This is a genomic window from Bradyrhizobium sp. USDA 3315, from assembly GCF_054056795.1.
In genome coordinates this window covers 8,254,454-8,278,810 of the sequence record NZ_JBSRYP010000001.1, presented here as the reverse complement: position 1 = coordinate 8,278,810, position 24,357 = coordinate 8,254,454, and the positions used below count along the sequence as shown (strand labels likewise).

Annotated in this window: 19 protein-coding genes; 13 read left to right on the top strand and 6 right to left on the bottom strand. The window is 65.2% G+C overall.

Annotation, left to right across the window (positions count from 1 at the left end; genetic code table 11):
• The first annotated feature begins 55 nt into the window (after positions 1–55).
• From ACVIYL_RS38880 to ACVIYL_RS38840, 9 genes are all read left to right on the top strand, one after another.
• A complete protein-coding gene (locus ACVIYL_RS38880; protein ID WP_028331499.1) occupies positions 56–1,081 on the top strand; it encodes a sugar ABC transporter substrate-binding protein in 1,026 nt (341 codons plus the stop codon).
• A gap of 295 nt (positions 1,082–1,376) precedes the next feature.
• On the top strand, positions 1,377–3,509 hold the full coding sequence (locus tag ACVIYL_RS38875; protein ID WP_456781043.1) for an ABC transporter permease: 2,133 nt from the start codon (positions 1,377–1,379) through the stop codon (positions 3,507–3,509).
• The gene (locus ACVIYL_RS38870; protein ID WP_456781042.1) at positions 3,509–4,630 is read left to right on the top strand and encodes an SMP-30/gluconolactonase/LRE family protein; all 1,122 of its coding nucleotides are present in this window, start codon (positions 3,509–3,511) and stop codon (positions 4,628–4,630) included. The genes ACVIYL_RS38875 and ACVIYL_RS38870 overlap by 1 nt, the downstream gene beginning before the upstream one ends.
• A gap of 11 nt (positions 4,631–4,641) precedes the next feature.
• Positions 4,642–6,177 carry a sugar ABC transporter ATP-binding protein gene (locus tag ACVIYL_RS38865; RefSeq protein WP_229191393.1) on the top strand — a complete coding sequence of 512 codons (1,536 nt, stop codon included), beginning with the start codon at positions 4,642–4,644 and terminating at the stop codon, positions 6,175–6,177.
• A 566-nt stretch (positions 6,178–6,743) separates the two neighbouring features.
• Positions 6,744–9,059: a bifunctional salicylyl-CoA 5-hydroxylase/oxidoreductase gene (locus ACVIYL_RS38860; RefSeq protein ID WP_456781041.1), complete on the top strand. Its 2,316-nt coding sequence runs from the start codon at positions 6,744–6,746 to the stop codon at positions 9,057–9,059.
• On the top strand, positions 9,056–9,835 hold the full coding sequence (locus ACVIYL_RS38855; protein ID WP_456781040.1) for an SDR family NAD(P)-dependent oxidoreductase: 780 nt from the start codon (positions 9,056–9,058) through the stop codon (positions 9,833–9,835). Before ACVIYL_RS38860 ends, ACVIYL_RS38855 begins: the two co-directional genes overlap by 4 nt.
• 11 nt (positions 9,836–9,846) lie before the next feature.
• A complete protein-coding gene (locus ACVIYL_RS38850) occupies positions 9,847–10,686 on the top strand; it encodes an enoyl-CoA hydratase family protein (RefSeq protein ID WP_193375388.1) in 840 nt (279 codons plus the stop codon).
• A gap of 1 nt (position 10,687) precedes the next feature.
• Entirely contained in the window at positions 10,688–11,083 is a 396-nt protein-coding gene (locus ACVIYL_RS38845; RefSeq protein ID WP_456781039.1) for a RidA family protein, read from the top strand.
• A 284-nt stretch (positions 11,084–11,367) separates the two neighbouring features.
• Entirely contained in the window at positions 11,368–12,609 is a 1,242-nt protein-coding gene (locus tag ACVIYL_RS38840) for a flavin-dependent oxidoreductase (RefSeq protein ID WP_253609435.1), read from the top strand.
• A gap of 134 nt (positions 12,610–12,743) precedes the next feature.
• Here the strand turns inward: ACVIYL_RS38840 and ACVIYL_RS38835 are convergent, their stop codons facing one another.
• Together ACVIYL_RS38835 and ACVIYL_RS38830 are read right to left on the bottom strand one after the other, a co-directional pair.
• Positions 12,744–13,196 carry a cupin domain-containing protein gene (locus tag ACVIYL_RS38835; protein ID WP_057015936.1) on the bottom strand — a complete coding sequence of 151 codons (453 nt, stop codon included), beginning with the start codon at positions 13,194–13,196 and terminating at the stop codon, positions 12,744–12,746.
• Between the two features lie 21 nt (positions 13,197–13,217).
• Positions 13,218–14,384, bottom strand: a complete 1,167-nt coding sequence (locus ACVIYL_RS38830) for an ABC transporter substrate-binding protein (RefSeq protein WP_456781038.1) — start codon at positions 14,382–14,384, stop codon at positions 13,218–13,220.
• 294 nt (positions 14,385–14,678) lie between these two features.
• On the opposite strand from ACVIYL_RS38830, the gene ACVIYL_RS38825 reads away from it, so the two are divergent.
• From ACVIYL_RS38825 to ACVIYL_RS38815, 3 genes are all read left to right on the top strand, one after another.
• Positions 14,679–15,173 carry a MarR family winged helix-turn-helix transcriptional regulator gene (locus ACVIYL_RS38825; protein WP_016845834.1) on the top strand — a complete coding sequence of 165 codons (495 nt, stop codon included), beginning with the start codon at positions 14,679–14,681 and terminating at the stop codon, positions 15,171–15,173.
• Positions 15,174–15,176: 3 nt separating this feature from the next.
• Positions 15,177–15,992: an alpha/beta hydrolase gene (locus ACVIYL_RS38820; protein WP_456781037.1), complete on the top strand. Its 816-nt coding sequence runs from the start codon at positions 15,177–15,179 to the stop codon at positions 15,990–15,992.
• Between the two features lie 157 nt (positions 15,993–16,149).
• Positions 16,150–17,793, top strand: a complete 1,644-nt coding sequence (locus ACVIYL_RS38815; RefSeq protein ID WP_456781036.1) for a benzoate-CoA ligase family protein — start codon at positions 16,150–16,152, stop codon at positions 17,791–17,793.
• 45 nt (positions 17,794–17,838) lie between these two features.
• Here ACVIYL_RS38815 and ACVIYL_RS38810 read toward each other — a convergent pair whose 3' ends face one another.
• The gene (locus ACVIYL_RS38810) at positions 17,839–19,452 is read right to left on the bottom strand and encodes a DHA2 family efflux MFS transporter permease subunit (protein WP_456781035.1); all 1,614 of its coding nucleotides are present in this window, start codon (positions 19,450–19,452) and stop codon (positions 17,839–17,841) included.
• 8 nt (positions 19,453–19,460) lie between these two features.
• Positions 19,461–20,645 (bottom strand): HlyD family secretion protein, encoded by a 1,185-nt coding sequence (locus ACVIYL_RS38805; RefSeq protein ID WP_456781034.1) that lies wholly within the window; start codon positions 20,643–20,645, stop codon positions 19,461–19,463.
• Between the two features lie 155 nt (positions 20,646–20,800).
• On the opposite strand from ACVIYL_RS38805, the gene ACVIYL_RS38800 reads away from it, so the two are divergent.
• Positions 20,801–21,505 carry a TetR/AcrR family transcriptional regulator gene (locus ACVIYL_RS38800; protein WP_456781033.1) on the top strand — a complete coding sequence of 235 codons (705 nt, stop codon included), beginning with the start codon at positions 20,801–20,803 and terminating at the stop codon, positions 21,503–21,505.
• Between the two features lie 9 nt (positions 21,506–21,514).
• On the opposite strand, the gene ACVIYL_RS38795 is transcribed toward ACVIYL_RS38800, so the two are convergent.
• Both ACVIYL_RS38795 and ACVIYL_RS38790 read right to left on the bottom strand, forming a co-directional pair.
• A complete protein-coding gene (locus ACVIYL_RS38795) occupies positions 21,515–23,230 on the bottom strand; it encodes an ATP-binding protein (protein ID WP_456781937.1) in 1,716 nt (571 codons plus the stop codon).
• Between the two features lie 139 nt (positions 23,231–23,369).
• Positions 23,370–24,296: a LysR family transcriptional regulator gene (locus tag ACVIYL_RS38790; protein ID WP_076833602.1), complete on the bottom strand. Its 927-nt coding sequence runs from the start codon at positions 24,294–24,296 to the stop codon at positions 23,370–23,372.
• Positions 24,297–24,357 lie beyond the last annotated feature (61 nt).

Here is a 24,357-nt window from a genome sequence, read left to right as displayed (position 1 = left end):
CCGGCCGCCGCGCCAAATAGATCAATCAAAAGAAATTGCTTTGTGGAGGGAGACGATGAAGACGACGACAAAATTCTGGACGATCCTGCTGGCCGGCGTGACGCTGGCCGCGATGCCGTTTGCGGCATCGGCGCAGGAGGAAGGCACCAAGACCGCGCGCGAGCTGCGTGCCGTCTACGACAAGGCGCTGCAGGGCAAGACGATCGCCTATCTGCCGATCGCGCTCGGCGTGCCGCTGTCCGACGAATGGGGCCGGGTGGTGCAGGAGGAAGCCGAGTGGCGCGGCATGAAATATGTCGTGCGCGATCCCAACAACAACCCCTCGGCAATGCAGCAGGCCCTGACCGCGCTGGTCGACCAGAAGCCCGACGTGCTGATCGTGCAGAATCCGAGCGTCACGCTGTTGATGAAGGATCTGAAGCGCGCCGAAAGCCAGGGCACGCATGTGATCCAGATCAACATGTCCTCGAACTACAAATCCGGCGCCTTTGTCGGCGCCGACTGGCGCGAGATCGGCAGGATGCTGGCGAACGAAGCCGTGAAGGCCTGCGGCACCGGCTCCGGCAAGTCGGGCAAGGTCCAGATCGTGCAGGGCGAACTGACCGCGGCCGCCAGCGTCGATCAGGTCGGCGGCATCATGGAGGTGTTGAACAAGGATCCGAACATCAAGGTGGTCTCGAACCAGGCCGCGAACTGGGACGCCAACACCGCGCTCAACGTCACCGCGACGGTGATCCAGCAGCATCCCGACCTCTGCGCTTCGATCGGGTTCTGGGGCATCATGGAATCGGGCGCGGCGCAGGCGATCCGCAATGCCGGCAAGATCGACGATGTGAAGGTGTTCGCCTCGGGTGAAGGCTCGCAGCTCGATTGCGACCAGGTCAATTCGGGCAATTTCTACAAGTTCCTGAGCTACAAGGCGACCGAGCAGGGCCACGACCTGATGTTCGCCGCCGAGACCCTGCTGGTATCAGGCGAGAAGCCGGGCAGCCGCAATCTCGTCTATTACACGCGTCCGATCTGGCTCGATAAGTCCAACGCCTCGGGCGCCAACTGCTTCGCGCTACCCAAGAAAAATTAACAAGGCGCGGACAGCCGGCGCGGGGGGCATTCCCGCGCCGGCTGTATCAAAGAGCACGATCCGGCAAGGTGGAGCCGGTTTTTCTCCGACCGACGCGCAGCGTTCACGGAGAGCGTGTTCATCAAGGGACGAGGTCGCGATACGATGGCCGATCGCGTCATGACCAGGAGCATGATCGGGGACGTGCAAGCCGGCTCTCCGCAAGATCGTGCGCGATCACGAGCACGATCCGGAAAAGTGGAAGCCGGTTTTCCGCAAGGTCGTGCTCAATCAAGAGGGTGCTTTGGCGATGTCGATGGCCGTTGATTCCTTTGCCGCGTCGGTGCGGCGATTTTCACCCCGGCTCCTGCTGTCGGAGCTGTTGCTGAAACAGTGGTTTGAGCCGGTGGTTCCCTTCACCGTGATGATCGGGCTGTGGACGTACTTCGCGCTCACGATTCCCGACTACGCCTCGGTGCAGAACTCGGTGTCGCTGCTGCGGCTGTTCGCCGAATTCGGCTTCGTCGCGCTCGCGATGGGGTTCTGCCTCGTCACCGGCGGCATCGACCTGTCGGTCGGCGCGATCTTCGCGCTGTGCAACTTCGCGGCGCTGTATTTCCTGCTCGTGCGCGAATGGCCGGTCGGCCTCGCGGTGCCGGCGACGCTTTTGGTCGGCGCGCTGCTCGGCAGCATCAACGGCTTCCTGATCGGCTTCCTGAAGACGCGACCGTTCCTGACCACGCTGGTGACGCTGATCATCCTGCGCGCCTCGGTCAACCTGCTCAACACCAGCTACGCCCAGGTGTTCGCGACCAACTCGGTCGAGAGCGACGCCTGGGATTTCATCGGCGGCGGCAGCGTGCTCGGCATTCCCGTCAATGCGGCGACGCTATTCGTGGTGCTGTTGATCTGCCACATCTTCCTGTCGCGCTCGCGCTATGGCTGGCATCTCACCGCGATCGGCGCCAGCCGCAAGGCAGCGCGCCACGCCGGCATCCGCGTCCGCGTGATGCTGTTCATGACCTATGTGCTGTCGGGAACGCTGTGCGCGGCGAGCGGCATCTTCTACGCCGCGCGGCAAGCCTCGACGGATTCCACCACCGGCGTGGGCTGGGAGTTCCAGGCGCTCACCGCCGTCGTGCTCGGCGGCGTGTCGCTCGCGGGCGGCAAGGGTACGGTATGGCGGGCGATGATCGGTGCGCTGATCATCTTCCTGCTGATCAACGGCCTCGTGCGGATGGGCATCCCGGGCTACGTCACCTCGGCGGTGACGGGCATGATCCTGCTCGCCGCCGTCGGCATCGACGTCAAATGGTCGAAGAACCGCGGCAAGGCGATCCAGAAGATCTATGTCAATCCAGCCTTCGTGCCGCTTGCCTCGGCGCCCGCGGTGCAGCCGGGCGCGACGTCGCCGTATGCGCAGAACGACCGGCTGATCAACGCGCAGGCGATCGGCGTCGATCAGGTCGAGGGGCCCGAGGACGTCATCCTCGACCGCCAGGGCCGGCTCTACGGCTCGACCCGCGACGGCAACGTGATCCGTTTCTCCGGGCCGAACTTCGAGACCCGCGAGGTGTTCGCCCATATCGGCGGCCGGCCGCTCGGCATGCAGTTCGATCGCGACGAGAATCTGATCGTCGCCGTCGCCGGCATGGGCGTCTATGGCGTCGCGCCCGACGGTCGCATCTTCAAGGTCACCGACGAGACCAATCGCACCTGGTACAAGCTGAATGACGATTCCCGCCTGCGGATGGCCGACGACCTCGACATCGCACCCGACGGCAAGATCTATTTCAGCGACTGCACCACGCGCTACGAGATGACCACCAACACCCTCGACATCCTCGAGGGCCGGCCGAACGGCCGCGTGGTCTGCTACGACCCGGCGACCAGGACCACGCGCACGGTGATCAACCACTTCTATTTCCCGAACGGGATTTGCGTCTCGCACGACGGCAAGTCGATCCTGATCGCGTCGACCTCGCTGTGCAAGGTGTTCCGGCACTGGATCGACGGGCCGAACAAGGGCAAGACCGAGGTGCTGATGGACGAGCTGCCGGGCAACCCGGACAACATCAACCGCGCCTCCGACGGCACCTACTGGCTGGCGCTGGTCGGCATCCGCACACCGACCTTCGACCTTGCCGCGCGAAAGCCCGGCTTCCGCCTGCGCATGGTGAAGCAGGTGCCGACCGACGAGTGGCTGGCGCCGGCGCTCAACCATGGCTGCGTGCTGAAGTTCAACGAGAAGGGCGAGGCGCTGGAATCCTGGTGGGATCCGACCGGCATTTCGCATTCGACGTTGACCTCGATGCGCGAGCACCAGGGCTATCTCTATCTCGGCGGGCTCGAGAACAACCGGATCGGTCGCATCAAGCTCGACGGCGTCGACGACAGCTGGACCGGCTACGATGCCTATTGGGGCGCAAAGAGCAGGGTGACGACGTAATGGGATTTTTCGATCATCTGCTGCGCGACATCCGCAGCGTCATCGACCGCGACGGCGGCCAGAACGCGATCCCGCCGCTCGACGGCGCGCTGAGCCCGAATGACCGGCTCGACACCGCAACCCCGATCGGCGAGCCGCTGCCCGGCGTCGACGACGTGATCGCCGCCGGCGACGGCACGGTTTATGTTTCCGCAGGACGCCGGGTGCTGAAGCTCGGCGGCAATGACTTGTCGACGCGTACAGTCGTCGCCGAGTTCGAGGATGATGCCGGCGGGCTCGCGCTGCATCCGGACGGCCGCCTGCTGGTCTGCGTCGCGGGCAGGGGCCTTGCCGCGATCGATCCGGCGAAGCCCGATCCGCGCTGGCTGGAGTCCGCCGGCGGCAGCGCGCTCACCGGGCTGTTGTCGGTGGCGGCGGCGCCTGACGGCCGCATCTATGCGGTCGAAGGCAGTAGCGGCCGACGTCCAGGCGAATGGCGGCACGATTTGATGGAGAAGCGCGCCAATGGCCGGCTCATCAGCTGCGGCGCCGGCCTCGACAATCCGCAGGTGCTGCTGCGCGATCTGCCCTATCCTTATGGCGTGAGTGTTTCGGCCGACGGCAACAGCCTGTGGCTCACCGAAAGCTGGGCGCATCGCCTCAGCCGGTTCGCGCTTGGCGGCAACGGGCTTGGTCCGCGCGAGACCGTCGCCGCCAACATGCCGGGCTATCCGGCGCGGCTGCATCCGGACGGCCACGGCGGCATGCTGCTCGGCATCTTCGCCCGCCGCACCCATCTGATCGAGTTCGTGCTCAAGGAAGACGATTTCCGCGAGGAGATGATGGCGACGATGCCGCCGGATTACTGGGTCGCGCCGGCGCTCGCCGGCGGCAGCGATTGTCTCGAGCCGATGCAGATCGGCAGCGTCAAGGCGCTCGGCATCCAGAAGCCGTGGGCGCCGCCGCGCTCCTACGGTCTGCTGGTGCATCTCGATGCCGAGGGCGATGCGACCGACAGCCTGCACAGCCGCGCCGGCGGCCGCTTCCACGGCATCACCGCCGCCTGCGCCACGCCATCGGGCGTCGTGATCGCGGCGCGCGGCGCCGGACGCCTGCTGCGCCATACGGGAGAGCTGCGATGAATGACGGTGTGATGCAGGCGGCCCCCGGCGCCAGGACGGCAGAGACCCCCGCAGCCCGCGAGCCGGTGCTGCGGATCACCAACGGTTCGAAGATCTATGGCGGCGTCCACGCCATCGAGGGCGTCAATTTCGACCTCTATCCCGGCGAGGTGCATGCGCTGGTCGGCGAGAACGGCGCCGGCAAATCGACGCTGTGCAAGGCGATCGCGGGCGCGATCCAGCTCACCTCCGGCGACTATCTGCTCGACGGCAAGCCGACCGGTTTCGAGCAGCCGCGCGACGCGCTCAATGCCGGCATCTGCATGGTCTATCAGGAGACCAGCCTGGTGCCGACCATGACCGCCGCGCAGAACATCGAGCTCGGCAACGAAAAGCTGTTGACCCGGTTCCGCACCCTGAACATCCAGGCCCAGCAGCTGTTGCAGTCGCTCAACTTTCACGTCGATCCGGCAACGCCGGTGGCGCTGCTCGGCACCGCCAAGAAGCAGATGGTGGAGATCGCGCGCGCGATCTACAACAAGGCGCGCATCATCATCTTCGACGAGCCGACCGCGTCGCTGACGCCGGAGGAGATCGTCCACTTCTTCCATCTGGTGCGCGACCTGCGCGCTCGCGGCGTCTCGATCATCTACATCTCGCATGCGCTGGAGGAGTCGCTGCAGATCGCCGACCGCATCACCGTGCTGCGCGACGGCAAGCTGGTGATCACGGCGCCGGCCAGGCAGCTGACGCGCGATGCGCTGGTGCAGCACATGGTCGGCCGCGAGGTGGCGCAGGCGGTCTATGGCGGCAAGGCAAAAACCCATCAGCGCCGCGAGAAGGTGCTGACGGTCGAGAACGTCACCATGGGCATGGCGGTCAAGAACATGTCGTTCTCGGTCTATGCCGGCGAGGTGGTCGGCATCGCCGGCCTGATCGGCTCCGGCCGCACCGAGATCGCCAAGATCATTTACGGCGCACTGAAGCGCAATCTGGTCAATGGCGGCACCATCCGGCTGCGCGGCAAGCCGATCCGCTACCGCGTGCCGCGGCAGGCGATCAATGACGGCATCGCCTACATCACCGAGGACCGCAAGGCCAACGGCTTCTTCGAGACCATGGTGGTCGACGACAACGTCTATATCGGCAGCCTCGCCACCGGAAAGGGCTGGAGCTTCCTGCTGTCGCGCGCCCGGCGCAGCAAGCTCGCCAGCTACTGGGTCGATCGGCTGAAGATCAGCGCATTGCAGCGCAAGGCCAGGATCATCGAATTGTCCGGCGGCAACCAGCAGAAGGTGGTGCTGGCCAAGACGCTGGTGCAGGACCCCTCGATCATCATCTTCGACGAACCGACGCGCGGCGTCGACGTCGGCACCATCCCGCACATCCACGGCGAAATCCGCCGCCTCGCCGACGAGGGCAAGGCGGTGGTGGTGATCTCGTCCTACCTGCCGGAGATCCTCGCGGTGTCCGACCGCATCCTGGTCGCCCGCACCGGCCGCATCGTCGCCGAGTTCGACGCGGCGGACGCGACGCAGGACAAGATCCTGTACGCCGCGGTGCATTGAGGGCGCGCGGCGCGGCCTGGGATCGGCGTCATTGCGAGAGGCGACAGCGACGAAGCAATCCGCCATCCTGGCTGCTGCCGCGTGCCGCGAGTATGCAATAGTTGGGTCACCGGTCGTGCACCAAATTCGGTGTCGTCCCTGCGAAAGCACTAGCGTATATACATATCCTCCGCAGTCTTTCCGGAGTCTTCTCAAAGAGTTGGCCGAAAACCGCAGAGAACTTACTCATCTGCACTAGGGTTGCGCCCGCCGATTTCGGCTCTCGCCTAGTAGCTAACCCCTTGATGATGAGTCGGTTTTCTAGCCTCGAAGAGATGTGTAAATGCCCTAGTGCGAAAGCAGGGACCCATAGCCGCCGATCGCTGTTGGTTCGCAGCGCCGGGGCCACAGCTTATTCAACAACAAAGGCCTGGGGTTATGAGTCCCTGCTTTCGCAGGGACGACAGTTGCACATGTGCGAACCGCCCTTGACAATTATTTTAAGTATAAAATAATATCCCCCGTCGGCTCCAGGGGAATGTGCCTCGTCCGCACCCCCGACCCGCCGAAGCCAACGGGAGAACGCCATGCGTATCGTTTGCATTGGAGGCGGGCCGGCCGGGCTTTATTTCGGCATCCTGATGAAGATGCTGGATCCCGCGCACGTCATTTCCGTGGTCGAGCGCAACCGGCCCTACGACACCTTCGGCTTCGGCGTGGTGTTCTCGGATGCGACCATGGACAACATGCGCAAATGGGATCCGGTCACCGCTGACACGATCGAGCAGGCCTTCAACCATTGGGACGACATCGAGGTCCTGATCAAGGGCCGGCGCATGCGCACCACCGGCCACGGCTTCGTCGGCATTGGCCGCAAGCGGCTGCTCAACATCCTGCAGGCGCGCGCCGAGGAACTCGGCGTCGAGCTGATCTTCGAGCGCGAGGTGAATTCCGATCTCGAATTCCCCGACGCCGATCTCGTCGTGGCATGCGACGGCGTCAATTCGAAGGTGCGCGTCAAATATGCCGAGACGTTCCAACCCGACATGCTGATGCGGCCGAACCGCTACATCTGGCTCGGCACCAACCGTCCGTTCGACGCCTTCACCTTCGACTTCCGCAAGACCGAGCATGGCTGGTTCCAGGCGCACATCTACAAGTTCGAGGAGGGCGCGGCGACCTTCATCGTCGAGACCACCGAGGAGGCCTATCTCGCCCACGGTCTCGACAAGATGGAGCAGGACGACTCCATCGCGTTCTGCGAGAACGTGTTCGCGGAAATCCTCGAGGGGCATCACCTGGTCTCCAACGCGCGGCATCTGCGCGGCTCGGCCTGGCTGTCGTTTCCCAGGCTGATCTGCGGCAAATGGACCGCGTTCAACGGCAACAGCCATGTCGTGCTGATGGGCGATGCCGCCCACACCGCGCATTTCGCGATCGGCTCGGGAACCAAGCTCGCGCTGGAGGATGCGATCGAGCTCACCAACCAGTTCAAGGTCCACGGCGCGACGCGGGACAGCATTCCCGCGGTGCTCAAGGCCTACGAGGAGCTGCGCCGGGTCGACGTGGCGCGGATCCAGAACGCTGCGCGCAACGCGATGGAATGGTTCGAAGTGGTCGGCTCACGCTATGCCGACACGCTGGAGCCCGAGCAGTTCATGTATTCGCTGCTGACCCGCTCGCAGCGCATCAGCCACGAGAACCTGCGGCTGCGCGACAAGACCTGGCTCGAGGGCTATGAGCGCTGGTTCGCGGAGCGCAGCGGCGTGGCCACGACCAACGACCGCGTCAAGCCGCCGATGCTGACGCCGTTCCAGATCCGCGGCCTGTCGCTTCACAACCGGATCATCGTCTCGCCGATGGCGATGTATTCGGCGGAGGAGGGCGTGCCGACCGACTTCCATCTGGTGCATTTCGGCTCCCGCGCGCTCGGCGGCGCCGGCCTTCTCTTTACCGAGATGACCTGCGTCTCGCCGGAAGCGCGGATCACGCCAGGCTGCTGCGGCCTGTGGAACGACGCGCAGGCGGCGGCCTACAAGCGCATCGTCGACTTCGTGCATCAGAATTCGCAAGCCAGGATCGGCATCCAGCTCGGCCATGCCGGCCGCAAGGGCTCGACGCGCGTCGCCTGGGAAGGCATGGACGAAGCGCTGCCGGACCATAACTGGCCGCTGGTGTCGGCTTCGTCAGTCCCTTATCTGCCGGACGGCCAGATCCCGGAGCCGATGAGCCGCGCCGAGATGGACGAGGTGCGCGAGCAGTTCGTCGCCGCAGCCAGGCGCGCTGCGGCCGCCGGCTTCGATATCCTGGAGCTGCACTGCGCGCACGGCTATCTGCTGTCGAGCTTCCTCTCGCCGCTGACCAACCGCCGCACCGACACCTATGGCGGATCGATCGAGAACCGCGCGCGTTATCCGCTGGAGGTGTTCCGCGCCGTCCGCGCGGTGTGGCCGGAGGACAAGCCGATGTCGGTCCGCCTGTCGTGTCACGACTGGGCCGAGGGCGGCAACACGCCCGAGGATGCACTGGCCTTCGCGAAGCTGTTCAAGGAGGCGGGAGCCGACCTGATCGACTGCTCCTCGGGGCAGGTCTGGGCCGACGACCATCCGGTCTACGGCCGACTCTACCAAACCCCGTTCGCCGACAAGATCCGCAACGAGGTCGGCATCGCCACCATTGCAGTCGGCGCGATCTCGGAGGCCGATCACGCCAACTCGATCATCGCCGCCGGCCGCGCCGATCTCTGCGCCATCGCGCGGCCGCATCTCGCCGACCCCGCCTGGACGCTGCATGAGGCCGCGAAGATCGGCGTCAAGCAGGTCGCGTGGCCGAAGCAGTACCTGTCGGGCAAGTCGCAATATGAAGCCAATCTCGAACGCGCAGCCGCGGGAGTGAAGGCATGATGAGGTTCTGGCCCAACGCACATGCGCTGGTGACCGGTGCCGGTTCCGGCATCGGCGCCGTGACGGCGATCGCGCTGGCAAAAGCCGGGGTGCGCGTCAGCATCGCCGGGCGGCGGATCGACGCGCTGAAGGCGACGGCGGCATCGCTCGACAAGCAGGTTGGCGCCGTGGTTTCGATCGACGTGACCGATCAAGCTGCGGTGACCAAGGGTGTCGCGCAGATCGAGGCTGAGGCGGGGCCGATCGATATTCTCGTCAACAATGCCGGCAAGGCCGGAAGTGCGCCGTTCGACAAGACGGATGCGGCGCTCTGGGCGGACATGCTGGCGAGCAATCTCTCCAGCGTGTTCCTGGTGACGCATGCGGTGTTGCCGGGCATGGCGCAACGCGGCCGCGGCCGCGTGATCAACGTCGCCTCGACCGCGGGTCTCACCGGCTATGCCTACGTCTCGGCCTATGTCGCGGCCAAGCACGGCGTCATCGGCCTCACGCGCTCGCTGGCGCTGGAATATGCACGGCGCGGCGTCACCGTGAATGCGGTCTGCCCCGGCTACACCGATACGCCGCTGGTGGCGGATGCCGCCGCTAACATCGTCGCCAAGACCGGCCGCAGCGAACAGGAAGCGCGCGCAGCGTTGGCAAAAGTCAATCCGATGCAGCGGCTGGTGACGCCGGAGGAGGTCGCCGACGCCATCCTCTGGCTTGCCGCCGAGGGCGCATCGTCAATCAACGGACAAGCCGTCGCGGTCGCCGGCGGCGAAGTCTTTACCGGGTGAAGGAACACGTCATGTCCGAGATGAAAGCAAAGCTCCGGCCGTTCAAGGATTATCCCGCCAAGCACTTCCGCTGGCAGGTCGATGCGAGCGGCCGTGTCGCGACCATCACGCTGAACCGGCCGGACAAGAAGAATCCGCTGACTTTCGAGTCCTATGAGGAGCTGCGCGATCTCTTCACCAATCTCAAATATGCCTCCGATGTCCGCGCGATCGTGCTGACCGGCGCCGAGGGTAATTTCTGCTCCGGCGGCGATGTGTTCGAGATCATCGAGCCGTTGACGCGGATGGCGATGCCGGACCTGCTGGCCTTCACGCGGATGACCGGCGAGGTCGTGCGGGCGATGCGCAAATGCCCGCAGATCATCGTCGCCGCGATCGACGGCATTTGCGCCGGGGCCGGTGCGATGCTGGCGCTGGCGTCCGATTTGCGGCTGGCGACGCCGCAGGCCAAGACCGCGTTCCTGTTCACCCGCGTCGGCCTAGCCGGTGCCGACATGGGCGCGTGCGGACTGCTGCCGCGCGTGATCGGGCAGGGGCATGCGGCCGATCTGCTCTACACCGGGCGTGCGATGAGCGCCGAGGAAGGGTTTGCGTGGGGCTTCCACAACCGTCTGGTGCCGCCGGCCGAGCTCGCCGGTGCCGCGCAAGAACTGGCGCGCTCGCTCGCCGATGGACCGTGGTTCGCGCATGGCGTGACGAAAACGATGTTCAACCAGGAATGGGCGATGGGCGTCGACGAGATGATCGAGTCGGAAGCGCAGGCGCAGGCGATCTGCATGGTCACCGGCGATTTCCGCCGCGCCTTCGAGGCGTTCGCCGCAAAGCAGAAACCGGCCTTCGAGGGCAATTGAGATGATCGAGATCCTGCAACCGGAAGGATGGGCCAAGCCGATCGGCTACGCCAACGGCATCGCCGCGCGCGGCAAACAGCTCTTCATCGCCGGCCAGATCGGCTGGAACGGACAATGCGTGTTCGAGACCGACGATCTCGTCGCGCAGATCGGCCAGACCTTGCGCAACATCGTCGCGGTCGCCGCCGCCGGCGGCGCCGGGCCGGAGCACATCGTGTCGATGACCTGGTACTTGCTCGACCGCAAGGAATATTCCGCGCGGCTGAAGGAGATCGGCACGGTCTATCGCGACATCATCGGCCGGCGCTTTCCGGCGATGACCGCGATCCAGGTTGCCGGCCTGATCGAGGATCGCGCCAAGGTGGAAATCCAGGCGATTGCGGTGGTGCCGGATTGAGGGCGACGCAGTTCCGCCAATCCCGTCATCCTGAGGAGCCGCGAAGCGGTGTCTCGAAGGATGCACGGCCCGGCTGGTGGCCGTCTACCCTTCGAGGCTCGCTGCGCGAGCGCCTCAGGGTGACGGAGATGGATCGGAGTACGCTGAAGCAATGTTAAGCCTAAGCCCAATCGTCGCGGGCCCGCCCAAGTCCCAGACGACAAACCCGCTTGCGGCGGGGCGAGCGGGCATGCGACCTTAGGCCAAAGCGTAAAAGCGTCCTGTTGTGAGTGGAGGTGAGGACGATGAAGGCGATTATCGTCGGAGGCGGAATCGGAGGCCTCACCACTGCGCTGATGCTGCGCTCGCGCGGCATCGCTTGCGAGCTGTACGAGCAGTCCGAGACGATCCGCGAGCTCGGCGTCGGCATCAACACATTGCCCCATGCGATCCGCGAGCTGGCGGGGCTTGGTTTGCTCGACAAGCTCGACGAGGTGGCGATCCGCACCTATGAGCTGTTCTATCTGACGCGACATGGCCAGCAGGTCTGGCACGAGAAGCGCGGGCTCGATGCCGGCCACGACGTGCCGCAATTCTCGATCCATCGCGGCCGCCTGCAAAGCGTGATCCATCAGGCCGTGATCGACCGGCTCGGCGCGGATGCGATCCACACCGGCTGCCGGCTCGGCTCCTTCACCCAGGACGAGGGCGGCGTCTCGGCCTATTTCTTCGACCGCAGCGGCGCCCATGTGCGCACCGCGCGCGGCGACATTCTGATCGGCGCCGACGGCATCCACTCGAAGGTGCGGCAGACGCTGTTTCCGGACGAGGGCGGGCCGTGCTGGAACGGCCTGATGCTGTGGCGCGGCGCGACCGACTGGCCGGCGTTCCTGACCGGGCGCTCGATGATCATCGCCGGCGGCCTGAACGCCAAGGCCGTGATCTATCCGATCGCGGCGGGCTCGAGCCCCGCGAGCCGCCTCACCAACTGGGCGGTGCTGGTGCGGATCGGCGACGGCACCTCGCCGCCGCCGCGCCGCGAGGGCTGGTCCAATCTCGGCCGGCGCGACGAGATGATGCCCTATGTCACTGGTTTCACGATCCCGCAGGTCGACTTCGCCGGCCTGATCAACGCGACGCCTGAGTTCTGGGAGTATCCGTGCTGCGACCGCGATCCCTTGCCGTATTGGTCGAGCGGCCGGGTCACGCTGCTCGGCGACGCCGCGCATCCGATGTATCCGGTCGGCTCGAACGGCGCATCGCAGGCGATCCTCGATGCGCGCTGCCTGGCCGACCTGCTGGCGCGGGCGGAGCATCCGCGCCACGCGCTGGCGGCCTATGAGCGGCAGCGGCTGCCGATGACCGCCGACATCGTCGCCTCCAACCGCCGCGGCGGGCCGGAGGGCGTGATCGACGCCGTCGAGCAGCTCGCGCCGCAGGGCTTTACCGACGTCGACACCATCCTCAATTACGAGGCGCGCGAGGCGATCGTACGCGGCTATGCGGCCAAGGCCGGCTTTGCCGCGCGCGTGGTGGCGCGGCAGTAGGTCCTTGGCAGGAGGAGACGTCCGGCAGGCCATCTCCACACCGTCATTGCGAGGAGCAAAGCGACGAAGCAATCCATCGTTCCGCGATCGCGGAAATATGGATTGCTTCGCTTCGCTCGCAATGACGGAATAAGCTACGCCGGCGGCGGCGGCAGGAAGTGGATGTTGTGCTCGGCGGCGAGCCGCACCACGTCGTCCGGGTTCTGTTCCTTCATGTTGTGGATCGCCCAGAACAGGTCGTAGAGCCTCCGCGTCGGCGACACCCAGAACAGCGTCTTGGCGGGCTGCTGCGACTTGTTGAAGATGCCGTGCGGCTTGCCCATCGGCAGCCGAACCAGATCGCCAGGAGTTGCGGATTCGTCGGCACCGTCGAGCATGAAGTCGAGCTTGCCCTCGAGGATATAGAGGTACTCGTCCTGGTCGGGGTGGATATGCGGAGGAACGAAGGTGCCCGGCGGGAAGGTGGCGTGCCAGGAGAATGAATGCTCGGTGCGGCTCTTCGGCACGTAGGTCTGGCCAAGGATGCTCCAGGAAATGCCCTGCATGCCTTCATTGGCGCGGGTGATGCCCGCAATCTCGTCTTTCATGCTCATGCTTGCTCCTATGATCTACTTCGCCGCGCAGTCCTTGGCGTAGCGATCGCCATAATTCGAAAACACCTTCTCGACGATCTCGGTCTGGAATTTGCCGTCCGGACGCTTCGCGACCTTGGTGAGGTAGAAATCCTGGATCGGATAGCCGTTGTTGCTGAACTTGAAGTTACCGCGCAGCGAGGTGAAGTCGGCCTTCTTCAGCGCCGCCGCGACCGCGTCCTTGTTGGAGAGATCGCCCTTTGTGGCCTTGACCGCGCTGTCGATCAACAGCGCGGCGTCATAGGCCTGCATGGCGTAGGTGCCGGGCACGCCGTTATAGGCCGCCTCATAGGCGGCGACGAACTTCTTGCTTTGGGGATTGTCGAGGTTCGGCGCCCAGTTCGCCCCGCCGAACATGCCGACCGCTGCGTCCTGCTGCGCGGGCAGGGTGGATTCGTCGACGGTGAAGGCGGAGAGCACCGGCACGGTGGCGCCGGCCTGCTTGTACTGCTTCACGAGATTAACCCCCATGCCGCCCGGCATGAAGGTGAACAGCGCGTCCGGCTTCAGCGCGGCGATCTTGGACAATTCGGGCTGGAAATCCAGCGTGTTTAGCGGCGTGTAGGATTCCTCTGATATCTCGCCCTTGTAGTCGAGCTTGAAGCCGGCGACGGAGTCGCGGCCGGCCTGATAGTTCGGCACCAGGAGGTAGACGCGCTTGTAGCCGCGGTCCTGCGCCACCTTGCCGAGGATCTCGTGCACCTGGTCGTTCTGGTACGACGTCACATAGAAGAACGGGTTGCACTCCTTGCCGGCGTAGCTGGAGGGACCTGCGTTCGGACTGATCAGGAAGGTCTTGCTGTCGGTGACCGGGCGGTGGATCGCCTGCAGGATGTTGGAGAAAATCGGGCCGACCACGAAATCGACCTTGTCGCGCTCGAGCAGGCCACGCACCTTGACCACCGCGCCGTCGGGCTTCAGTTCGTCGTCGGCGTTGACGATCTCGACATCGCGGCCAGCCATCTTGCCGCCGAGGTCCTTGATCGCGAGCGCAAAGCCGTCACGAACCTGCTGGCCGAGCGCCGCGGCCGGGCCGGAGGTCGTGACCAGCACGCCGATCTTGATCTTCTCCTCCGCGGTCGCCGGGGTGACGGCGACACCCAGCAGCGCCGCCAATCCCGCGAGCTTCATCAATTGTTTCATGTCTCTCCCCCGACCACTGCCTTGATGTTTTCGGCTTCAGCCCTATTGGCCGCAGCTTAGTCTGACGCATGCAATCGCCGCAAGCGATGTGGCATCGCGTCAGGGCGATCGTCGCGCATCATGCAGGCGCTGCACATGCAAGCGCCGCGCCAATTGCTTGAAGTTTAAAGAAATTGCAGGATTGCCCAGGCGCGTCCGGCACGATTCGCAATTGTCCTTGCGGGGCGCCGCGAATTGCTTGAAGCTCAAAACAATTGGTCCGACCGGAACCCGCCGCGGAGGCACGATCGCCGCATGATCCTCGATTCCGAAACCAAAGCCGTCGAACTGCCCGACGATCACGGCACCGAGCTCAGGCTGTGGCTGCGCCTCCTGACCTGCACCACGCTGATCGAAGGCGAGGTGCGCAGCCGGCTGCGCGAGAAGTTCGACGTCACGCTGCCGCGCTTCGACCTGATGGCCCAACTCGACAAGGTATCCGACGGCATGACGCTGTCGGACCTGTCGAAGCGGATGATGGTATCCAACGGCAACGTCACCGGGCTGGTCGAGCGCCTGGTTGAATCAGGCCATCTCGATCGCCGCACCTCGGAGACGGACCGCCGCGTGCAGTTCATCCGGCTCACAAAGCTCGGCCGCGCCGAATTCCGCAAGATGGCCGCCGAGCACGAGAAGTGGATCGCCGATATCTTCGGCGATCTCTCGCCGAAGGATATCCGCGAACTGATGCGGCTGCTCGCCAAGGCCAAGGGCTCGGCGCAGCGCTCCGCCAAGGCAAGGAGCGCTTAAGCCGTGAGCGAGGTCGATTACGAGGTCGAATACAACAACCGGGCGCGGGTGCCGGAAAATCCGGCGCTGATGGCCGGCTGGGCGAGGAACTCCGCGGCCTATCGCGAGCAGCATCCGCCGCGGCGGCTGACCTATGGTCCAGGCAGCCGCAACGTCATCGACCTGTTCGAAGGCGATCGTGACGGCCCGCTCGTGGTTTTCATCCATGGCGGCTACTGGCAGGCGCTCGACGGCTCGTCATCGAGCCACTGCGCGCGAGGGCTCAACGGCCACGGCATCAGCGTCGCGGTGCCGAGCTACGATCTTTGCCCCAGTGTCACGGTCGGCGACATCATCGGCGAGATGCGTGCGGCGTGCCGCGAACTGGCCAAGCTCGGCCGGCCGCTGGTCGTGTCGGGACACTCCGCAGGCGGACATCTTGCCGCATGCATGCTCGCGACCGATTGGCCGGCCTGTGATGCGTCGCTGCCGAAGGACCTGGTCAGGGCTGCTTACGCGATCTCCGGCCTGTTCGAGCTTGAGCCATTGGTCGGCACCTCCATCAACAAGGCGCTTGGCCTCGACCGCGCCGCAGCACGGGCGGCGAGCCCACTGTCCTGGACGCCGCCTGCGGGCGCGACGCTCGATGCCGTCGTCGGCGGCGCCGAGAGCGCGGAATATCACCGGCAGAGCCGGACCATCGTCGATGTCTGGCGCAAAGCGGGCGTCGCAACGCGGTTCGGCGTTGTGCCGGACGCCAATCATTTCACCGCGATCGCGCCGCTCGCCGACCCGGGCTCGGCGATGGTCGCGCGGCTGAAGCAGCTTACGCAAATCTGAGGTTCTGAAGGATCGGCCGGCGATTGCCGCGCGATTTCCACCCTTGCGCCAAACTATTTTAAGTATAAAATGATTGGCGATTGGAACGCTGCCGGGCGTCCTTGTTCTTCTCGACGTTGGTCTTGGCCTTTCTGGATGGAAAGCGAGGGGCAATCGAATGTCAGGTGAATTTCCCGGGCTCGGCCCATCCGGGCATGTCGACGATTTCGCGCGGCGCAACCTGCCGCCATCAGCGCAGTGGCCGCAGCTGCTGCTTGACCGGCCGGAGTTTCAATATCCGGATTATCTCAACGCCGCGGTCGAGCTGACCGACCGCGTCGTCGAGCAGGGGATGGGCGATCGCATCGCGCTGATCGGCAACGGCCGCCAGCGCACCTACAAGGAATTGACCGATTGGTCGAACCGTCTGGCGCATGCGCTGGTGGAGAATTACGGCGTCAAGCCCGGCAATCGCGTGCTGATCCGCTCGGGCAACAACCCGGCGCTGGTCGCGGCCTGGCTCGCGGCGACCAAGGCGGGCGCCGTCGTCGTCAACACCATGCCGATGCTGCGCGCCGGCGAACTGGCCAAGATCGTCGACAAGGCTGAGATCTCGCTGGCACTGACCGACAGCCGCATCGCGGATGAACTGGTGGCCTGCGCCAAGACCAGCAAGTTCCTCAAGCAGGTCGTCAATTTCGACGGCACGCAGAACCACGATGCCGAGCTCGATCGGATCGCGCTGAACAAGCCGGTCAAGTTCGATGCGGTGAAGACCGGCCGCGACGACGTCGCGCTGCTGGGCTTCACGTCGGGCACGACGGGCGAGCCGAAGGCGACCATGCACTTCCACCGCGATCTCCTGATCGTCGCCGACGGTTATGCGAAGGAAGTGCTCAAGGTCACGCCAGACGACGTGTTCGTCGGCTCACCGCCGCTTGCTTTCACCTTCGGTCTCGGGGGATTGGCGATCTTCCCGCTGCGTTTCGGCGCCACCGCGACGCTGCTGGAGAACGCGGCGCCGAGCGAGATGATCCGGATCATCGAAACCTACAAGGCGACGATCTGCTTCACCGCGCCGACCGCCTATCGGGCGATGATGGCCGCGATGGACAAGGGCGCCGATCTGTCGTCGCTGCGGCTCGCCGTCTCGGCCGGCGAGACGCTGCCGGCGCCGGTGTTCGAGAGCTGGACCAGGAAGACCGGCAAGCCGATCCTCGACGGCATCGGCAGCACTGAACTGCTGCACATCTTCATCACCAACCGCACCGGCAGGGCCGTCGGCGGCACTACGGGCACGCCTGTCACCGGCTACGAGGCGAAGATCGTCGACGAAGACATGAACGAGCTGCCGGCGGGCCAGGTCGGCAAGCTGGCGGTTCGCGGTCCGACCGGCTGCCGCTATCTCGCCGACTCCCGGCAGACCAAATATGTCCGCGACGGCTGGAACATCACCGGCGATGCCTTCGTCAGCGACGAGAACGGCCGGCTGTCTTTCGTGGCGCGCGCCGACGACATGATCATCTCGGCGGGCTACAACATCGCCGGCCCCGAGGTCGAGGCCGCGCTGCTCGGCCATCCCGATGTCGCGGAGTGCGCCGTGATCGGCGCACCCGACGAGGAGCGGGGGCAGATCGTCTCGGCGTTCATCGTGCTGAAGCAGGGCGCGCGCTGCGACGAGGTCGAGGTCAAGCTGCTGCAGGATCACGTCAAGGCGACGATCGCGCCATACAAATATCCCCGCGCGATCGCCTTCGTCGAGGAGCTGCCGAAGACCCAGACCGGGAAGATCCAGCGCTTCAAGCTGCGCGAGGCAAGCTGACAAGTAAAAGGGGAGGGCGACGGCCCGCGGCTGCCGCCCGACAGATCAATGCGCCGCGCCGCCGCCGGCCGCATTCTTCGGCTTGCCAGTCAAGAGGATCGCGATCGCGGCGAACACCAGCACGATGCCGATCACGGCAAAGGTGTCGCTGAAACCAAGCACCAGGGCTTGGCGCTTCACGATATTGCCGAGCGCCACGATCGCCTGGTGGTGCGCGGTCGCCGGATCGGAGATGCCGTGGCTGAGGAAGTAATTGGTCACCTCGGCGATCCGGGTGCGCACTTCCTCGCGGCCGAGGTCGACCGACTGGCCGATGATGTTGGAGTGGAACTGCTCGCGCTTGGTGACGATGGTGGCGAGCAGGGCCGTGCCGATCGCGCCGCCGAGATTGCGCATCATATTGGAGATGCCGGAGGCCGCCGCGGCATCCTGCGGCGCGACGCTGCCGAGGCTGACCGCCGACAGCGGCGCCAGCATGATCGCCTGGCCGATCGCACGGACGATGTTCGGGACGAAGAACTGGTCACCGGAGTAATCGAGCGACATCGCGATGTTCATGAAGGAGGAGACCGCGAACAGGATCATGCCGGTGAAGGCGATGAAGCGCGGATCGAAACGTTGCATCAGCTTCGGCACCAGCGGGATCAGGATCAGCTGCGGGAGGCCGGTCCAGGCCAGCACCTGGCCGATCTGCTCGGCGTTGTAGCGCTGCACCTGGCCGAGATAGGCCGGCAGCAGGTACACCGAGCCGAACAGCGCGAAGCCGACAAACACCGCCGAGATGGTGCCGAAGCCGAAGCTGCGCTGGGTCAGGAGGCGCAGCCGGATCAGCGGCTTCTCGACGACGAGCTCGATCCAGACGAACAGAGTGAGGCTGACGGCGGCGATCACCGCGAGCTTGACGATGAAGGGCGAGCCGAACCAGTCGTTCTTGTTGCCTTCCTCGAGCACGGCCTGCAGCGACGACAGGCCGATCGCCATCGTGGCGATGCCGAGCCAGTCGCCCTCGCGCAGCAGATGCAACTGCATCGGCTGGCGTTCCAGCGTGAAGTAGAGCGTGATGACCATCACCGCGGTCGGGATCACGTTGACGAAGAAGATGGTCTGCCAGCCGTAATTCTCGGTGAGGTAGCCGCCGATGGTCGGGCCGATCGCCGGCGCAAAGGTCACCGCGAGCGCGAACATGGCAAGGCCCACCGGTTGCTGGGCCTTCGGCAGCTTGGTGAAGACAAGCGTGAAGGCCATCGGGATCAGCACGCCACCAAAGAAGCCCTGCAAGCCGCGCATCGCGATCATCGAGGGCAGGTCGTGGGTGAAGGCACAGGCGACCGAGAAGATCGCAAACAGGGTGGCGAAGCCGATGATGATCTTGCGGAAGGAAAACACCCGGCTGAGATGGTCGGTCAGCGGGATCACCACGATCTCGCCGATCAGATAGGAGGTCGAGATCCAGGAGCCGTTGTCGACGCCGGTTCCGATGCCGCCCTCGATGTTGAGCAGCGAGGCGTTGGTGATTTGGATGTTGAGGATCGCCATGAACGCGCCGATCATGGCAGCGACGATGGAGATCCAGACGGCCATGCTGGCGCGGTTGGGATCGACCACTGCGGGTGCCGCGCGGGGCGCGGCAGCCGGGGAGGAGAGCGCGAGATCGGACATGACATCACCTATTTGAAGGAGGCGACAGCGAGCTTGGGAGAGGCGCCGGAGCGCGGCGCCTCGCCAGGTTGCGACAAGGTTGCGATGGTCGGGATGACCGACATGCCGGGCCGCAATTCGACCGCCGTCGCGTCGAGCGCGATCTTCACCGGAATGCGCTGCACCACTTTGGTGAAGTTGCCGGTCGCATTGTCGGGCGGCAGCAGTGCGAATTCCTGGCCGCTGGCGGGCGCGAGACTGTCGACATGGCCGCGCACCACCTGTCCGGGGAACATGTCGACGGCGATCTCGACCGGCTGACCCTTGCGGACATTGGTGAGCTGCGTCTCCTTGTAGTTCGCGATCACATAGGCGCCGGTGGCGGGCACCAGCGACATCAGCTGCGTGCCGGCCTGGACGAACTGGCCGGTGCGCAGGGTGCGGTTGCCGACCACGCCGTCGATCGGGGCTGATATGGTGGTGTAGCCGAGGTTCAACTCGGCCTGATGCTGGAGCGCGGTCGCCCGTGCCTGCGCCGCGACCGCCTGGGCAATGTCGGCCTTGAGCAACTCGACCTGGCGGAGCGCGGAGGCGAGGTTCGCGGTATCGCGGGCGACGGCGGCCTGTGCGCTGGCGTAGCGCGACTGCGCCTGCTGCGCGTTCTGCACGCTGCCGAAGCCGGTGCCGGCGAGGTCGGTGTAGCGCTTGTTCTCCTGCTCGGCGAAGGTCTGCGTCGCGGTGTCCACGGCGAGGGTCGCGCGTGCCGCTTCGATCACCGACTGCTGCACATCGAGCTGCGCATGCTTGCTGGCGATCGCGGCTTCGGCGGCGGCAACATCGGCCTTGGCCTGATCCAGCGCGACCCTGAAATCGCGATCGTCGATCCGCGCCAGCATCTGGCCGGCGCGCACATGCTCATTGTCGCCCACCAGCACCGCGCTGAGATAGCCGGAGACTTTTGGCGCGATCGTCGTGTTGTCGGCCTTCACATAGGCGTCGTCGGTCGAGACCTGGAAGCGGCCGACCGTCCAGTAGTCCCAGCCGTACCAGGCTCCGCCCGAAAGGACGGCGAGCGCCGCGCCGGCCAGCAGCAGGCGGCGAAGCCTGCCCTTGGCGGCAGGCGGCCTGGCGGCCTCCGGATTTGCGATCAATTGCCTGGCGGTCTCGGCCGGAACCTGGCTCTCGGCCTTGAATGATGTCTCATGCTGGCTCATGGCGGCGCTCCTGATCCGTCTATCTCGCTGGAAAGTCTTGCCAATTCCGGCCGACGCACACGGGATTAATTAGGAAACTTGATGTTTTCCAAAATAGAGACCATATTGGGAGTGTCAATAGAATGACAGGCATCATTTAGAAGCATGGCTCGCGGATGAACCGGAATGGCAAAGATCAGACTGAGCAAGGCGCGCCGGTGCGGCGCGGCCGGGGGCGGCCGCAGCTGCGTTCCGACGACGAGACGCGCGCGCTGATCTATGACGCCGCGCGGCGCGAGTTCTCCGAGCGCGGCTTCGCTGCGGCCAACATCGCCGACGTGGCCTGCCGCGCCGGCGTCTCCACCAAGACACTCTATCGGCTGATCCCGACCAAGCTGGCGCTGTTCGAGGGCACGGTGACGGACCGGATGGACCGATTCATATCCGCCGTAAATCTCGGCGCCTGCGACGGCCGCGATATCGCGGCGGCACTGGAGGCCGCACTCTCGACCTGTGGCGAGCTGATACTCGATGCCGAGGTCATCGCGCTCCAGCGCATCATCCTGGCCGACAGCGACAAATTCCCCGACATCGCCGAGATGTTCTACGACAAGGCGATGCAGCGGACCCTTGGCGCGCTGGCTGCGTGGCTGGGCGTGCAGCAGCGGAGGGGACGGATCGCGGTGGACGACGCGCAGGCTGCTGCGGGCATGCTGCTCGGCATGCTCGTGTTCCAGCCTCAACGCGACGTGATGTACGGCCACAGGCCGCCGCCGTCGCGGGCGCAGATCGAGGCCCGCGCCAAGGCCTGCGCGGCACTGTTCTTGTCCGGATGCGCGGTGCCGGCCGACCAGATCAAGAAGCAGAACGGAGACGCGTGACGCCCCGCCTCACTTGCCCATTGCCGCCGCCGGCGGCTGGGCCAGCACCTGCCGGATCATCCGCGCGAGATCGGATTTGCGGTAGGGCTTCGGCAGCAGCGTTACATCCGGGTCGAGACGGCCGTGGTGGATGATCGCGTCCTCGGTGTAGCCGGAGGTGAAGAGCACGCGCACCGAGGGCAGTTTGGCGATCACGGCGTCGGCGACCTGCCGGCCATTCATGCCGCCGGACATGATGACGTCGGTGAACAGCACGTCGCAGACGAACCCGTTGTCGACCGCAGCCAATGCTTCCGGGCCGTTGGCGGTGACCATGGTGTGATAGCCAAGTTGCTCGAGCTGGGCGCTGACGTAATTGCGCACCAGCGGATCGTCCTCGACGACCAAGATGGATTCATTGCCGCCGCGCGTGTCGACCGGAGGAGGCGGCTCGACGTCGATCATGTCGCCGCTGCTGCGCGGCAGATAGAGCTTGATCGAGGTGCCGTGGCCCTCTTCGGAATAGATCTTGAGGTGTCCGTTGGACTGCTTGATGAAGCCGTACACCATGCTGAGCCCGAGGCCGGTGCCCTTGCCGGTGTCCTTGGTGGTGAAGAATGGCTCGAACACCTTGTCGCGGATCCCCGCCGGGATGCCCCCGCCGGTGTCGCTGACCGCGACCATCACATATTCACCCGCCCGCACATCGGGGTTGGCGACGGCATAAACCTCGTCGAGGATGACGTTGCTGGTCTCCAGCATCAGCTTGCCGCCATCGGGCATCGCATCGCGGGCATTGACGGCGAGATTGAGCAACGCGGTCGCCATGTGGTTCGGATCGATGAAAGCCGACCAGGCGTCGGGCTCGAGCGCGGTATCGATCTCGATCTGCTCGCCGAGCGAGGGGCGCAGCAGCCGCGCGGTGTCCTGCACCAGGGTGTTGAGATTCGCTTCACGCGGTTGCAGCGGCTGCAGCCGCGAGAAGGCCAGCAGGTGCTTGGTCACTTCTGCACCGCGAAATGCGGCGTCGGTGATCATCTTGGCGACAGACGACAGCGCGGGATCATGTTCAACGGCTTCCGCGAGGATGTCGATCAGGCCGGTGATGACGGTCAGGATATTGTTGAAGTCGTGGGCGATGCCGCCGGAGAGGTGCCCGACGGCCTCCATTTTCTGCACCTGGCGGAGCTTTTGCTCGGCTTCGAGCTGTTCGCGGGCGGCCTCGACTTCGCGGGCGCGCATGAAGATTTCCGCTTCCATCTGCTCGGTGCGCTCGCGCAGCCGGTCGGTCAGCTCGTCCTGCTCGGCGCCGCGCTGCTTCAGCTGAATGAAGCTGGTGACGTCCTCGACCCGATGGATGATGTAGGTGAATTGCCCGTTCGGCCCCAACACCGGCGAATTGCGCGGGCTCCAGTAACGTTCCTCGAAGCCGCCGCCCTCCGACGCGGGCTTGCGGATATCGTATTTCTGCACCGTCATGGTGTCGGGGCGGCGGAACTGGACCACGCGCTCGAGCGAGGCGCGCAGGTTCCGCACGCCGTCGGCGGTCGGATCGTCCGGATTGTCGGGAAACACCTCGAACAGCCCGCGCCCGAGGATCGCGGCGCGCTCGGTCTTGGTGGCGCGCAGATAGGCGTCGCTCACTGCCACGATGCGGAAGTCGGGCTGCGTCAGCACCAGATAAAGGCCGGGCGCCGCCTCGAATAACGCCTTGAAGTCGGGCGTCGGCGGGGACTGGTTCTGCAGTTCAACCTCCCTCGCAGGGTGCGGTCCGCCGGGTGACCGCAGTCAAGATGTGACATGCGTTTCGCGGAACTTCAATGCCTAACATACGGCGCCACCTCGATTTTCTGGCTCGATCGGGCGTTGCGACGTCGCCCGGGCGCTAGTTTGAATTCGGCAGATAGCGCCAGCCCTCCTTGCCGAGGAAATCCAGCATGGCCTGCGCGGGCGGCAGCAGGATCTTGTCGGCGCGCCTGATCGCGTGCCACTGCCGGACGATCGGCAGGCCCTTCACCTTGAGCACCACCAGTCGGCCGTCCTCCAGCTCATGGAACACCGTGTGCTGGGAGATGAAGGCGATGCCGAGCCCGGCCATCACAGCCTGCTTGATGGTCTCGTTGCTGTCCATCGCCATGCCGAGTTTCGGCTCCAGCCCGACCCGCTCGAAATATTGCTGCATCAGCATCCGCGTGCCCGATCCTTGCTCGCGAGTGATGAAGGTTTCGTTGGCGAGCTCCGATGGGGCGACGTGCCGCCGCCGCGCCAGCCGATGATCGGGCGCGGCGACGATGAAGTGCGGATGCCGGCCGAGCGGCTTCATCTCGACCTCGATGTCGGCCGGCGGCCGGCCCATCACCGCGATGTCGAGATCATAGCCGCGCAGCGCGTCGCGAATCTCCTCGCGGTTGCCGATCCTGAGCGTGACCTCGATCTTGGGAAAGCGGCGCGAGAACGCCGCGATCGCGAACGGCACGAAGTATTTCGCGGTGGAGACCGCGCCCATCGCGACGCGGCCGCCGCTGCGGCCGGCGATCATGTCGAGCGACTGCTCGCAATCCTTCAGCGCCGCCTCGATCCGCTCGACCAGCGTCAGCACATGCGCGCCGGCATCCGTCAGCGCCATGCCGTCGCCGGTGCGCTGGATCAGCGGCAACCCTGCGAGCGCCTGCAGGTTGCGGAGCTGCAACGTCACCGCGGGCTGCGTCAGGTTCAACCGGTTGGCGGCCGACGTGATCGAACCGGCCTCGTGCAAGGTCGACAGTGCGCGCAGCTGGCGGATGGTGAGATCCCGCGAGAAGTTGCCGGCCATGACAAGCTCCATAAGAAATACTTTGCCCGGACCAAAGATAATAAAATTTCCCTAATTGGGC

What these genes read in the sequence shown, in the direction of transcription:
- ACVIYL_RS38850 (WP_193375388.1), top strand. Translation starts at nt 9,847, where the DNA reads ATGTCCGAGATGAAAGCAAAGCTCCGGCCGTTCAAGGATTATCCCGCC.
- ACVIYL_RS38790 (WP_076833602.1), bottom strand. Translation starts at nt 24,296, where the DNA reads ATGGCCGGCAACTTCTCGCGGGATCTCACCATCCGCCAGCTGCGCGCA.
- ACVIYL_RS38855 (WP_456781040.1), top strand. Translation starts at nt 9,056, where the DNA reads ATGATGAGGTTCTGGCCCAACGCACATGCGCTGGTGACCGGTGCCGGT.
- ACVIYL_RS38860 (WP_456781041.1), top strand. Translation starts at nt 6,744, where the DNA reads ATGCGTATCGTTTGCATTGGAGGCGGGCCGGCCGGGCTTTATTTCGGC.
- ACVIYL_RS38800 (WP_456781033.1), top strand. Translation starts at nt 20,801, where the DNA reads ATGAACCGGAATGGCAAAGATCAGACTGAGCAAGGCGCGCCGGTGCGG.
- ACVIYL_RS38880 (WP_028331499.1), top strand. Translation starts at nt 56, where the DNA reads ATGAAGACGACGACAAAATTCTGGACGATCCTGCTGGCCGGCGTGACG.
- ACVIYL_RS38865 (WP_229191393.1), top strand. Translation starts at nt 4,642, where the DNA reads ATGCAGGCGGCCCCCGGCGCCAGGACGGCAGAGACCCCCGCAGCCCGC.
- ACVIYL_RS38805 (WP_456781034.1), bottom strand. Translation starts at nt 20,645, where the DNA reads ATGAGCCAGCATGAGACATCATTCAAGGCCGAGAGCCAGGTTCCGGCC.
- ACVIYL_RS38810 (WP_456781035.1), bottom strand. Translation starts at nt 19,452, where the DNA reads ATGTCCGATCTCGCGCTCTCCTCCCCGGCTGCCGCGCCCCGCGCGGCA.
- ACVIYL_RS38845 (WP_456781039.1), top strand. Translation starts at nt 10,688, where the DNA reads ATGATCGAGATCCTGCAACCGGAAGGATGGGCCAAGCCGATCGGCTAC.
- ACVIYL_RS38815 (WP_456781036.1), top strand. Translation starts at nt 16,150, where the DNA reads ATGTCAGGTGAATTTCCCGGGCTCGGCCCATCCGGGCATGTCGACGAT.
- ACVIYL_RS38835 (WP_057015936.1), bottom strand. Translation starts at nt 13,196, where the DNA reads ATGAAAGACGAGATTGCGGGCATCACCCGCGCCAATGAAGGCATGCAG.
- ACVIYL_RS38870 (WP_456781042.1), top strand. Translation starts at nt 3,509, where the DNA reads ATGGGATTTTTCGATCATCTGCTGCGCGACATCCGCAGCGTCATCGAC.
- ACVIYL_RS38825 (WP_016845834.1), top strand. Translation starts at nt 14,679, where the DNA reads ATGATCCTCGATTCCGAAACCAAAGCCGTCGAACTGCCCGACGATCAC.
- ACVIYL_RS38875 (WP_456781043.1), top strand. Translation starts at nt 1,377, where the DNA reads ATGGCCGTTGATTCCTTTGCCGCGTCGGTGCGGCGATTTTCACCCCGG.
- ACVIYL_RS38830 (WP_456781038.1), bottom strand. Translation starts at nt 14,384, where the DNA reads ATGAAACAATTGATGAAGCTCGCGGGATTGGCGGCGCTGCTGGGTGTC.
- ACVIYL_RS38840 (WP_253609435.1), top strand. Translation starts at nt 11,368, where the DNA reads ATGAAGGCGATTATCGTCGGAGGCGGAATCGGAGGCCTCACCACTGCG.